Annotated in this window: 10 protein-coding genes; 7 read left to right on the top strand and 3 right to left on the bottom strand. The window is 56.8% G+C overall.

Annotated elements, in window-relative coordinates; genetic code table 11:
• Positions 1 to 375 precede the first annotated feature (375 nt).
• Entirely contained in the window at positions 376 to 942 is a 567-nt protein-coding gene (gene smrA / locus ABU178_RS10415; RefSeq protein ID WP_397214510.1) for a DNA endonuclease SmrA, read from the top strand.
• On the opposite strand, the gene ABU178_RS10410 is transcribed toward smrA, so the two are convergent.
• A complete protein-coding gene (locus ABU178_RS10410; protein ID WP_397214508.1) occupies positions 939 to 1,859 on the bottom strand; it encodes a LysR substrate-binding domain-containing protein in 921 nt (306 codons plus the stop codon). The genes smrA and ABU178_RS10410 overlap by 4 nt on opposite strands.
• Before the next feature lie 326 nt (positions 1,860 to 2,185).
• On the opposite strand from ABU178_RS10410, the gene ABU178_RS10405 reads away from it, so the two are divergent.
• The 4 genes from ABU178_RS10405 to ABU178_RS10390 all read left to right on the top strand — a co-directional run bounded on the left by ABU178_RS10405 (position 2,186) and on the right by ABU178_RS10390 (position 8,641).
• Positions 2,186 to 3,520: an MFS transporter gene (locus ABU178_RS10405; protein WP_397214506.1), complete on the top strand. Its 1,335-nt coding sequence runs from the start codon at positions 2,186 to 2,188 to the stop codon at positions 3,518 to 3,520.
• A gap of 97 nt (positions 3,521 to 3,617) precedes the next feature.
• Complete coding sequence (gene hglS, locus ABU178_RS10400) at positions 3,618 to 4,955, top strand: 2-oxoadipate dioxygenase/decarboxylase HglS (RefSeq protein ID WP_397214505.1); 1,338 nt, start codon at positions 3,618 to 3,620, stop codon at positions 4,953 to 4,955.
• Between the two features lie 299 nt (positions 4,956 to 5,254).
• Positions 5,255 to 6,772, top strand: a complete 1,518-nt coding sequence (locus ABU178_RS10395; protein ID WP_397214503.1) for a carboxylesterase/lipase family protein — start codon at positions 5,255 to 5,257, stop codon at positions 6,770 to 6,772.
• Between the two features lie 210 nt (positions 6,773 to 6,982).
• Complete coding sequence (locus ABU178_RS10390; protein ID WP_397214501.1) at positions 6,983 to 8,641, top strand: methyl-accepting chemotaxis protein; 1,659 nt, start codon at positions 6,983 to 6,985, stop codon at positions 8,639 to 8,641.
• On the opposite strand, the gene ABU178_RS10385 is transcribed toward ABU178_RS10390, so the two are convergent.
• Positions 8,599 to 9,480, bottom strand: coding sequence for a LysR family transcriptional regulator (locus ABU178_RS10385; protein WP_397214499.1), 882 nt, complete (start codon positions 9,478 to 9,480; stop codon positions 8,599 to 8,601). The genes ABU178_RS10390 and ABU178_RS10385 overlap by 43 nt on opposite strands.
• A 126-nt stretch (positions 9,481 to 9,606) precedes the next feature.
• On the opposite strand from ABU178_RS10385, the gene ABU178_RS10380 reads away from it, so the two are divergent.
• Both ABU178_RS10380 and ABU178_RS10375 read left to right on the top strand, forming a co-directional pair.
• Positions 9,607 to 10,773, top strand: coding sequence for a methionine aminotransferase (locus ABU178_RS10380; RefSeq protein WP_397214498.1), 1,167 nt, complete (start codon positions 9,607 to 9,609; stop codon positions 10,771 to 10,773).
• A 16-nt stretch (positions 10,774 to 10,789) separates the two neighbouring features.
• Entirely contained in the window at positions 10,790 to 11,566 is a 777-nt protein-coding gene (locus ABU178_RS10375) for a transporter substrate-binding domain-containing protein (RefSeq protein WP_397214496.1), read from the top strand.
• A 40-nt stretch (positions 11,567 to 11,606) separates the two neighbouring features.
• On the opposite strand, the gene pepT is transcribed toward ABU178_RS10375, so the two are convergent.
• Positions 11,607 to 12,833 (bottom strand): peptidase T, encoded by a 1,227-nt coding sequence (gene pepT / locus ABU178_RS10370; protein WP_397214494.1) that lies wholly within the window; start codon positions 12,831 to 12,833, stop codon positions 11,607 to 11,609.
• Between the last annotated feature and the right edge of the window lie 2 nt (positions 12,834 to 12,835).

Here is a 12,835-nt window from a genome sequence, read left to right as displayed (position 1 = left end):
GTGACTCGACAATTATTGACTGGGGTCAATTTTAACATTTTTGACGCTGAATGGAACTCATCCGAGCAGTAACCGGCATACAAAAAGCAGGGATACTCATAAATAAGCCCTTTTTTGTTAAGACAAACTCTTATGCGTGCAAAATTTCGCCGAAAATATCGTGCTGGCAAGAAAACGTTCCGGGAAGGGGACAAGCCTTACTCACTGTGCCGACTCAACTTTCTCTGCGGCTATCAGCCTGCCGGGCAAATAAAGAAGACCTGTTAATGCTGGCAAAACAGAATTGAGAGGTTACGCTTAAGCAAGCTTTTGTTAAAATTTGCCTGCCTGAGGCGCATGTCGCGTCCGGGCGGGAATCTGGCGTGAGAAATTACCATGAACCTTGATGATAAAGATCTTTTTCGAGACGCCATGGACGATGTCACCCCCCTGAAAGATTGTGCCAACATTCACTGGCTGAAATCACCTTCAACTAAAGCGCCCCGACAACCTGAACGGCAGGATGAGCTGGATAATCCTCTGACGCTTGGCTACCTCGATATTATTCCGCTGGCGATGCCGCTGGAGTATAAGGCGGATGGCATTCAACAAGGCGTGCTCGACAAGTTGCGCCAGGGCAAATATCCGCTCGATGCCAGCCTCAACCTGCTGCGTCAGCCGGTAGAAACCTGTCGTCAGGCGTTGTTTAACTTCATGCAGCAGGCGCGCAAAGACAGCATGCGTAATTTGCTGATTATTCATGGTAAAGGGCGGGGTGACGAGTCCCATGCCAATATCGTACGCAGCTATCTGGCGCGCTGGCTACAGCAGTTTGATGATGTCCAGACCTACTGCGTCGCACAGAAACAGCACGGCGGCACAGGCGCGCTCTACGTCGGCATGCGAAAAACCGCCAAGGCGCGGCTCGACAACCGCGAGCGGCACGCCAAACGCAGCCGCTAGCTGTGACACTTACGGATGGTCGCCATCAGGATCTCTGCGCTCAGACAGAGGGTGTCGCCGGTACGGGTAATGATCCCCACCGGTTCGCCAGGGCCGGATGAGTTAAGCGGCAGGGCGCAGAGCGCGTTATGGGCTAAATCCTCCTTGATCGCGCCCGAAGGGACAAACCAGACGTAGTCATAGCGCAAGGCCAGCTGACGCGCCAGCGAGGTCGATGAGGTCTCCACACAGTGCGTCGGCAGGCTGCAACCCTGTTCATCCAGCATCTGCTGCGCGATACGGCGCGGCGCCGTGCCTTCCGGTGAAATCACTACCGGCCACTGCATGGCGCGGGAAAGCGTGACGTTGTCACTCATGAGGGGATGTTCCGGTCGTACTACCAGCTTCAGCGATTCCAGAAACAGCAGCTCGTAAATCAGTCCCGTCATCATTTCGCTATCGGCCATACGACCGATACCAATATCAAACTCGCCCGCCCGAAGCCCGGCAAGCAGCACATTGTTGTGCAGCGTGGCGACCTGAACGGTGGTGTTCGGCTGCTGCTTATGAAAGCGATCGAGGATTTGCGGCAACATCCCCATTGCCGCGGTAGTGAGCGCGCCAAGGCGAATCACCACCGGACGGTCGCTGACCGGCGCGTTAAAACTCTGACCCGCATGGTTTAGCGCATCAAGTACCTTCACGGCATGAGTAAGAAAATGCTCGCCCATGGTGGTCAGCTGAGCGCCGAGCCGTCCGCGCTCAAACAGGCGTACTCCTGTGAGTTCTTCGAGTTCGTTTAAGGTTTTCGACAGGGCAGGCTGGCTCAGGCTAAGCGTTTCTGCCGCACGGCCCAGCGTACCCTGCTGAGCCACGGCGACGAAAGTATGTAAATGGCGCAAGCGAATGCGCTGATTGAAGATAATATTCTTGTCCATGACTCAAACTTAGTGAGAATGTGAGGAGACAATCAACCGGCAAACGCTGATTCTGTTAACTTTGCTGCAAATTTATATTAACAATATTGCCGTTTAATCGTCGGGGAAAGATAACTGAATGTATTTACTAAAATATTTCCCGCGCCCCTCGCCTCCATCCTAATCGGCTTCCGAAATATCAAACACTTATATCGCAATAAATTGAATAATTCTCACTATCATCTAAAATCCCACGCCATTTTGTTAACGATGAGCTATCATAGCTGCCGTTTTTTTTACCAAAACTGATGGCTGATGCCTGAATGCAAAAGCAAGGAGTTCCCCCAGTGAGCAGCGTCGAGGCGGTGGATGTTCGCCAGTTAATTAATCAGTGTGCGCTGAGCCGGTGGCAGAAAAAATTGATTGCGCTCTGCTTTATCGTCGTCGCGCTCGACGGTATGGATATCGCGCTGATGGGCTTTATCGCGCCGTCGCTAAAGGCCGCCTGGGGCGTCAGTAATCATCAGTTGGGCGTTGTGATCAGCGCTGCGCTTATCGGGCTGGCGCTGGGCGCCATGGTGGCGGGGCCGCTTGCCGATCGATACGGTCGCAGGTTATTGATTATCCTCAGCGTTTTCTTCTTTGGCCTCTGGACGCTGGCCACCGCGCTGGCGCAAAACGTTGAGCAGATGATGCTGTTCCGCTTTTTAACCGGGCTGGGACTTGGCGCGGCGATGCCGAATGTCGGCACTCTGGTGGCTGAGTATGCGCCGGAACGGCGGCGCTCCTTTATTATCACCGTGGTGTTTTGCGGTTTTACCTTCGGGGCAGCGAGCGGCGGTTTCGCCGCCTCCTGGCTGCTGCCGCGCTATAACTGGCATGCGGTGATGGTGCTGGGCGGCGTCCTGCCGCTGCTGGTGCTGCCGTTTCTGCTGCGCGGCCTGCCGGAGTCGGTTCGATTTCTGGTGAGTCGACGTGCTTCCGCCGCGCGCATTCATGCCATTCTGGAGCGTATGCTGCCCGGTGCCACCCGACCGGATACCCGCTTTCTTTTTGCCGATGTTGCGCCGGGCGGCGGCGGCGCAGTGAGCACCGTGCTGTCATGCCACTATCTGTTCGGCAGCCTGATGCTGTGGGGCGGCTATTTTATGGGGCTATTCCTGGTTTATCTGATCGGCAGCTGGCTGCCTTCGCTGATCAGCACGCTGGGCATGTCGGTCACGGAGGCCGCCATCATTACCGCCATGTATCAGGCGGGCGGCACGCTTGGCTCGCTGTTTGCCGGCTGGCTGATGGATCGCTTCGACGCCAACCGCGCACTGGCGCTTATCTACTTTTGCGGCGGTATCGCCATTATTACGTTGGGATTTTCTCCGGCGCATGTAGGCATTATGAGCAGCGTCGCCTTTTGCAGCGGCTTCTGTTTCAACGGCGCCAATACCGGCATGAATGCGCTTTCCGCCAGCTATTACCCCACGCATGCACGGGCAACCGGCTCAAGCTGGATGCATGGGGTCGGGCGCGTTGGAGCGATCCTCAGCGCCTTCGTCGGCGCTGAAATGCTTTCCCTTGGCTGGTCGTTCAGCCTGATTTTTCTGCTGCTGGCGATTCCGGCACTGCTGACCACCCTGATGCTGCTGCTGAAAAGCCGCTTCGGCTTTAACCGGTTTCTGTCGCGCTGAAGAAGCGTTTCAACCATCACATTTCCGAGATTTTTCCTCCTGTGGTCAGAGCGTTGCGCTACAGTAGCTGCAACGCTCTCACAGACCGGTGAAAACCATGGAAACCTTTCTCAGCGCTGATGACATCCGCAGTGAATTTTCCCGCGCCATGTCGACGATGTACCAGCAGGAAGTCCCGCAATACGGCACGCTGATGCAGCTGGTTGCGGAGGTCAATCAGCAGGTGTTGTCAGACGACCCCGCGTTGGCTGCCCGACTTGAAGCCGCCGATGAGCTAAACCGCCTCGGCGTGGAGCGCCATGGCGCGATTCGCGTCGGCAGGGCAGACGAACTCAGTATGTTGCGCCAGCTTTTCGCCATCATGGGCATGGTCCCGGTGGGCTATTACGATCTCTCACAGGCTGGCGTGCCGGTGCACTCCACCGCCTTTCGGCCGATTGAGGATGAAGCCCTGCGACGCAATCCGTTTCGCCTGTTTACCTCGTTGCTGCGGCTGGAATTGATTGACGATGCCGCATTACGTGAGAAGGCCGAGCAGGTACTGGCGGCGCGCGATATCTTTACGCCGCGCTGCCGCACCCTGGTTGCGCTCCATCAGCAGCAGGGCGGCTTCACGGCAGAGCAGGCGCAGGCGTTTGTTCACGAAGCGCTGGAAACCTTTCGCTGGCATGCGGAAACCACTGTTGACAGCGAGACCTATCAGGCGCTGAACCGGCAGCATCGGTTAATTGCCGACGTCGTCTGTTTCCCTGGCTGTCACATCAATCATCTCACGCCGCGCACGCTTGATATCGATCGGGTTCAGGCGCTGATGCCAACGCGCGGCATCGATCCGAAAGCGATCATCGAAGGGCCGCCGCAGCGCCGCGTACCGATTCTGCTGCGTCAGACCAGCTTCAAAGCGCTGGAAGAGCCGGTGCGCTTTCAGGATGCGCATCAGGGCACCCATATGGCGCGCTTTGGCGAAATCGAGCAGCGCGGCGTCGCGCTGACGCCGAAAGGCCGTGCGCTCTACGATCGTCTGCTGGCTCTGGCAGGCAGCGGCAGCGACAATCAGCAGCATCAGCAACATCTAGCTGAGCAGTTTCGCGCCTTTCCCGATGATGAGAAACAGCTGCGGCAGCAGCAGCTTGCCTGGTTTGATTATCGGCTGAGCGAGCAGGGGCGCAGGCAGCCGCCGCAGCCGGGTGAGACCCTGGAAACGCTGATTGAACAGGGCAGAGTGGTAGCCGATCCCATCATCTACGAAGATTTTCTGCCGGTAAGCGCGGCGGGGATTTTTCAGTCAAACCTGGGCGACCAGACGCAGGCGCGTTCTGCCGGTCATGCCAGCCGCGAAGCTTTTGAAAAGGCGCTTGGCGCGCCGCTGCTGGATGAAATGGCGCTCTACGCAGCGCGTCAGCAGCTGAGCCTGCAACGCTGCGGTCTCGCATAAAAAAGCCGGTTATACCGGCTTTTTCTTTTTATGGCTGGCACGCGTTACGCGTCAGTATTCCTCATCATAACCGCTCTGCTTCAGGCCAGTTCACGCTTGTTCGATCTTTTAATATCCTTTTTCGCCCGCTTAATAAGCTGAATGTAAAAAATAAATGGCAAAGTGAATACGTCATTTGTTCGCTAACGTTATTCATTAGCGCGGGCAAAACTTCGGGATAATCTGCAAATGCCTCAGAAACATGGACATTACCTCAAGGCCTACAAATAATGGAATGACGCTTTTTCAGGGTATAGGCAATGAAAAACGAACGACGTCTGAGGATCGTGACAGCTGAAGGCGAAGTCAGAGGCACGATGGACGATAACCTCTTTGTCTTCAGGGGAATACCTTATGCCGCCCCGCCTGTGGGAGCATTACGCTGGCGGCCGCCGCAGGCCGTCACGCCCTGGCAAGGAATGCGCGACGCGACCGCATGGGGTAAAGCCAGCTGGCAGAACAGTGAATATTGTGTGGCCGCAGGCGGCGGCGAACCGGGGCCGCTCAGCGAGGATTGTCTTTATCTGAATATCTGGACACCCGATATGGAGCCTGCATCGCCCTTACCGGTAATGGTCTGGCTGCACGGCGGGGGCTTTACTATCGGCGCAGGCGGCCTGTCGCCTTACAACGGCAAACCGCTGGCCGCGCGCGGCGTGGTGGTGGTCACGCTCAACTACCGGCTCGGTCATCTTGGCTTTTTTGCCCATCCGGCACTGGATGCAGAGTATCCGGACGGCGAGCCGATCAACAATTTCGGCTTACTCGATCAGATCGCCGCGCTGCAATGGGTGCAGCGTAATATTCCGGCGTTTGGCGGCGATCGGCATAACGTTACGCTTTTTGGCGAATCCTCCGGCGCGCGCAGCGTGCTGTCGCTCTGCTGTTCGCCGCTTTGCCGGGGGCTGTTTCATAAAGGGATCGTCCAGAGCGCATACAGCGTGCCGGACGTGCCGCGCAGTCAGGCGCTGAAAACCGGCGTGGCGGTGGCGGAACATTTTGGCTTATCCGGGGCCAGCGCGGATGCGCTGAGACGCCTGCCGGCGCAAGATTTCCGGCGGTTGGGAAGCGATCTGGCGAACGGCCCGGTGCCGATCGTGGGCGACGCGGTGTTGCCACGGCCAATGCTGGAGACGTTTCGCGCCGGAAAACAGCACCGGCTGCCGCTGATGATCGGCAGCAACAGCGATGAGGCGAGCGTGCTGGATTACTTTGGCGTGGACGCCACGCAGATTATCAGGGATATGCGGCAGAAAAAGCGCCTCAGTTATCAGTTGGTGAAAGGGTTATACGATATTCACGATGATGCGCTGCTGGGAAGGGCGCTGGCGCGGGATATGGCTTTTAGCGCGCTGGCCTTGCAGATAGTAAAGGCGCAGCACGATATCGGCATGCCCGGCTGGCGTTACTGGTTTGATTATGTCGCGCAAAATGCGCAGGAACTCTATCCTTACGGCGCCTGGCACGGCAACGAAATTCCCTATGTGTTTAATACCTTAAGCTATATGGACCCGGTGATGAACGCGCCTCCTTATACCGCTGCCGATCACGCCTTCTCCCGCACGGTCAGCGAATACTGGCTCAATTTCGCCCGTGATGCGACCGAATTCACCCATACCTTGCCCGGAGAACTTCCCTGGCCTGCCTGGCATCCCGGCGATGATGTGACCTTATCGATCGGTGAAAAAGGCAAGGCGGCGCTGGTGTTAAAACGTAATTTTATGAAAGCGCGCCTGTGGCTCTGCTGTTTACTGATGCGTGCCATGGTGAAGCTCTGATAAAGGCGCTAGTTAAGACATTCTGATGAATAATTCCGGGCATCAGATTATTATCCTGTTATCTGTCCGCAACTTAACCTCGCAGCAGTGTTGACGATTGAACAATATTTTTACTGGCAAAAGAGTTACATCTTCCTTTTTCTCTGCCGATAACCGCAATATCTCCCGATTTTAACGGGCCAATATCGCTTTTACCGCATGGGATTTTGTATGGGTATCTTCAAAAACTTTTCCATCCGCACCGTCATGCTCATGATTCTGGGGCTGTTTTGCCTGCTCTGGTCAGGCGTCGGCCTGTTCAGCGTACATTCACTGTCTCTGCTGGGCGAAGGTAATGAGGTCGATCGCCAGCTGGTCACCCAAATGAACCTGTTGAGCAAAGGGAACGATCAGTATTTCCGCTTTATCACCCGGCTTTCACGCGTGATGGAAGGGCGTGCTGCGGGCAAAACGCCCACCCCTGAAGAGTATGCCTCGGTTCAGAAAGCGCTGGACAGCATGGCGCAGCAGCTCACGCAGTTTAAAGCGATGGCGCCCGGCCCGATGGATGCTGACGTTTCTGACAACGTGATTGCCAACTGGGAAAAATTATTGAATGAAGGCGTTACGCCGCAAATGGCGCTGGCCCGCCAGGGAACGCCGGAGGCGTATCGTCAACATGCTAACAACGTGACGCCTGTGCTGAGCCGCGCCTTTGGCGCCAGCGCCGACAGATTTAACCAGGTGGCTGGCGTGAAGCTCGACGAGACGCGCGTCACGGTCGATCATCTGACTAACGTCACCAAAGCGATTATTATCGTGGCGGTCATCGCCGGATTGCTGATCCTGCTGTTCACCGATCGCTATCTGGCGGCGATGCTGGTGAAACCGTTGGATCGCCTGCGCCAACACTTCAGCCTGATCGCCAAAGGAGATCTCAGCCAGACGCCAGAAGAATTTGGTCGTAACTGTGTGGGTAAGCTGGTGCCACTGTTGAGCGCCATGCAGGAGAGCTTGCGCGAGGCGGTAAGCACTATTCGCAGCGGCACCGATAATATTTACCGCGGCGCGGCAGAGATCTCCGCAGGTAATAACGATCTCTCTTCCCGTACCGAAGAACAGGCAGCGGCGCTGGAGCAGACGGCAGCCAGTATGGAGCAGCTCACCGCGACGGTGAAGTTCAATGCCGATAATGCCCGCGAAGCGAGTGAGCTGGCTGGTACGGCAACCCTCACCGCGCAGAAAGGCGGCAAGCTGGTAAGCGAGGTGGTGGAAACCATGGATGGCATCTCTGGCAGCTCGAAAAAGATTGCCGAGATCACCAGCGTCATTAACAGCATCGCTTTTCAGACCAATATTCTGGCGCTTAACGCGGCGGTAGAAGCCGCGCGCGCCGGCGAGCAGGGCCGTGGTTTTGCCGTGGTCGCCAGCGAAGTGCGTAACCTCGCCCAGCGCAGCGCCGGCGCGGCAAAAGAGATCGCCTCGTTAATTGACGATTCCGTGCAGCGTGTGGAGAAAGGCTCACGGCTGGTGAATGAAACGGGCGATACCATGAGCGGCATTCTGAAAGCGGTACTGGATGTGAATGAGATCATGAAGCAGATCGCGGCGGCCTCCGAAGAGCAGAGCAAAGGGATTTCACAGATCGGCGTGGCGGTCACCGAAATGGACAGCGTCACGCAGCAAAACGCCTCGCTGGTGGAGCAGGTTTCCGCCGCCGCCAGCGCCCTTGAGCGGCAAACGGAAGCGCTGCAAACCTCAGTAGCGAAGTTCCGCCTTTCCAGCGAAACCAGCAGCCCGCTGCCAGCGATGAAAAACCAGCAACGCGCAGCGGCCCCGGCTCCGGCTCAGGCCAGGTCCGCCGCCGCGGAGGAGTGGATATCGTTCTGAGGCTGACACAGCCACGCCACCAGTTCCGGCAGGAAAGGTGGCGCATCCTCTGACGGGCGCTGCAACAGACTGTATGCCGCGCCCGTTTTCACGCTGGCGGCGAAAGGGGCGATCAGACGTCCCGCAACGATATCGCTCTGCACCAGATTGATATCGGCCACCGTCACGCCAAATCCCTGTATTGCCGCGCTGATGGCCAGATCCATGGTATCGAAGTGCTGGTTACGCGCCATTTTCAGCGTGGAGCTTTGCTCTTTCAGCCACAGCTGCCAGTCTCTGCCATCAGGGGTGGGATGCAGAAAAGAGAAGCGCGCCAGCGCCTCAACCGCAGCTGGCGGCGGCAGATTCGCGGCCAGCACTGGCGTCAGCGCCTCATCAAACAGCTTAAACGCATCGGGCTGCGGCGTGCCGTAAACGATCGCGGCATCAAAATTTTCCAGCTGCGAGGCGTGATCCAGCGTGGTCGTCAGGGCGACATGGATTTCCGGGCGCTGCTGTTCCAGTGAAACCAGGCGCGGCACCAGCCAGCGCATCGCGCAGGTGGGCGCTTTCAGACGAATCACGGCATTGCTGCGGCTGGCTTTTTCCGTGGCGTTCATCATCATCTCAAAACCCTGACGCAGTTCCGGCAACAGCGCCGCGCCCTGAGCCGTAAGCCGCAGGCCGCGCGCGTGGCGTTCAAACAGCGCAAAGCCGAGCCAGCTCTCCAGCGCGGCGATCTTACGGCTCACGGCGCCTTGGGTAATGCATAATTCGCTGGCGGCATGGGTCAGGTTAAGATGACGCGCAGTGACCAGAAACGCGTTGATGGCATTTAACGGCAGGGCGCGATGGGACATATCAGCCTCCAGCTATGATTTTTTCTCATGGCTATTATGACAACATTTCGCTTGTGGACTCAAGCCGCAGCCCGTTGAATAGAAAACAACTTCTTTTACATGTTTATGCAACGGCCCGGAGTGCTCATGACCCTCAGATCCAGCGTTCACACCCAGTCAAAATTGCCCGACGTCGGCACCACCATTTTCAGCGTGATTGGTCAGCTCTCTGCGCAACACCACGCGATCAATCTTTCTCAGGGCGCGCCCAATTTCCCCTGCGATCCGGCGCTGGTCGAGGCGGTGAGCGGCGCGATGCGCGACGGGCATAACCAGTATGCGCCGATGACCGGCCTGAGCGCGCTCAAAGTGGCGCTGGCGGAGAAAGTGCAGGCGCTTTATGGTCAAAGCTACGATCCGGTCAGCGAAGTGCTGATTACCGGCAGCGCCAGCCAGGGGATTTACATGGCGATTTCCGGGCTGGTTCATCCCGGCGATGAGGTGATCTTTTTCGAACCTGCCTTCGACAGCTATGCGCCGGTGGTGAGATTACAGGGCGCGACGCCGATCGGCCTGAAGCTACAGGTGCCCGATTTCGCCATTAACTGGGATGAGCTGCGCGCCGCCATCACGCCGCGCACGCGCATGATTATCATCAATACGCCGCACAACCCCAGCGCGCAGGTGCTGAGTCCGGAGGATCTGAACCAGCTCGCCGCGCTGACGCGTAACACCGATATTGTGGTGCTGTCCGATGAAGTGTATGAGCACATTCTGTTTGACGGGCGCGCGCACTGCGGCATGGCGACCCATCCGGAGCTGGCGCAGCGCAGCGTGATCGTCTCCTCGTTTGGTAAGACTTTTCACGTCACCGGCTGGCGTGTGGGTTACTGCCTGGCTCCGGCGGAGCTGATGGCGGAAGTGGTGAAAATCCATCAATTCATGATGTTTTCTGCCGATACGCCGATGCAGGTGGGTTTTGCGCACTATTTGCAGAACGCACAACATTACCTGTCGCTCTCCGCATTTTATCAGCAGAAGCGCGACACGCTGCTGGCGCTGATGCAGGATTCGCCGTTCAAGCTGCTGCCCAGCGCCGGATCTTTCTTTATGCTCGCCAGCTATGGACATTTCAGTGACGAAGCGGACAGTGAAATGGTAAAACGTTTAATCACCGATTACGGTGTGGCAACCATTCCGCTGTCGGCATTTTATATGGACGGAACAGACAATAAATTAATTCGTCTCTCTTTTGCCAGAGACGATGCCACCTTACAGGCTGGTGCTCAGGCGCTCTGTCAGGTCAAAAGATAACGAAGAAGGGTAAACAATGAAAAAGATGAATGCACTGTTTCTGGCGTTAGGCATGCTGACCTCGGTAAGCGCGCTGGCTGACAACTTACGTTACGGCCTGGAATCGCAGTATCCGCCGTTTGAAAGCCGCAACGCGCAGGGTGAGCTGGAAGGCTTTGATATTGAACTGGGTAAAGCCATTTGTCAGGCAGGCAATTTCAACTGCAGCTGGGTAGAGAGCAGCTTTGATGCGTTGATCCCGGCGCTGCAGGCGAAAAAGTTTGATGCCATCAACTCGGCGATGAACATCACCGAAGCGCGCGCGAAAAGCATCGGCTTTACCCGCCCGATCTACCGTATTCCCACCATGCTGGTCGGCAAAGAGGGGCAAAATCTGGCCCCCACGGCTGAAGCATTAAAGGGCAAAAACATTGGCGTGCTGCAAGGCTCGATTCAGGAAACTTACGCCAAGCAGCACTGGGAGCCTCAGGGCGTTACCGTGACCGCGTATCAGGATCAGAACCAGGTTTATAACGACATGGTCGCCGGACGACTTGACGGCACGCTGGTGATGTCGGCGGCCGGACAGTCAGGCTTCCTGGATAAACCGCAGGGCAAAGGTTTCGCCTTTATCGGTAAGCCGGTCGAGGATGACAAAATTCTGGGTTCCGGTATCGGTTTTGGCCTGCGTAAAGACGATGCCAAACTGAAACAGGCGCTGGATGCCGCGATTGAGAAAGTTCAGGCGGACGGCACCGTCAGCAAGCTGGCGAAAAAATTCTTCCCTGGCATCGACGTCAGCGTCGCGAAGTAAATCAGCACAAGGCGGCCCGCGAGCCGCCTTTTTTACCGCGCTATTTTGCCGCCAGATAACAGAGCTTTTCTGCCACCTGATAAGACTTCACAAATGACGGAATCGGCAGAAACTCAAACTTTGAGTGAAAATTATGTGCGCCGGTAAAGAAGTTCGGCGTCAGTAAGCCTTTGGCGGAAAGCGCTGCGCCGTCAGTGCCGCCGCGCATCGGAATGACTTTAGGCTCAATCTCCAGCGCCTGCAGCGCCTCGAAAATCAGATCGATAGCCCGACGATCTTCGCCAATGGCATTGCTGATATTGCTGTAGGTATCGCTGATGTTGACTTCAACCTTGCCGGTGGGATAACGGGCCGTAATCTGCTGCGCTACCGCCTGCAACTGCTGCTTGCGTGCGGCGAAAGCAGTGAGATCGAAATCGCGGATCGACGCCTTTAATACTGCCTCGCTGGCGTTGGCCTGCATATCGTTAAACCAGATATACCCTTCGCGTCCTTCTGTGTTTTCCGGCGTCTGCTGACGATCGAACTCACTGATAAAGTCGTGCGCCATCAGCAGGGGATTTACCAGCACGCCTTTGCCGGACATCGGGTGCGCGGTCACGCCGGTAAAGCGAATCTCCGCCGCCGCTGCATTGAAATTCTCATAAACCACTTCGCCCAGCTCGCAGCAATCGATGGTCCAGGCGAAATCGACGTCAAAACGGCTTTTCAGATCCAGCGCTTTTGCGCCGCGCAGGCCAATCTCCTCATCCGGCACAAAGGCGACGACGATATCGCCGTGATCGCCGCTCAGGTTCTCCATCAGCGTCATCACTACCGTCACTGCGGCTTTGTTGTCGGCACCCAGCACGCTGGTGCCGTCGCTGAAAATAATTTGCTGACCGAGGTAGGGCAGGATCTCCGGATGTTCGGCGGTGCGCAGCCAGATTTGCTGCTGTTGGTTCAGGCAGAGATCTTCGCCGGTAAACGTCAGGGTTTGCGGATGAATATGGGGCGACAGTCCCACATCCACGGTGTCGATGTGGGTGATAAAGCCGACGCGCGGCGCCTGTGGGCGATTGCCTTTTTTCACCGCCGTCACGGTGGCGTGCTCGTCAATCACCACGTCTGACAGACCGACGGCGCGTAGTTCGTCAGCCAGCAGCTGCGCCATGGTGTGCTGTTCCAGCGTGCTGGGCAGCGTGGTGGATTTGGCATCGCTCTGGCTGGTTATGGCCAGATAGCGGTAAAAACGCGAGGTTAACTGCGCGGCCAGATTATCTGTCATCA

Source organism: Pantoea osteomyelitidis, from assembly GCF_044342975.1.
Lineage (GTDB): Bacteria > Pseudomonadota > Gammaproteobacteria > Enterobacterales > Enterobacteriaceae > Pantoea > Pantoea osteomyelitidis.
The sequence above is the reverse complement of the archived record's forward strand: the minus strand, read 5'-3'. Positions and strand labels throughout refer to the sequence as shown.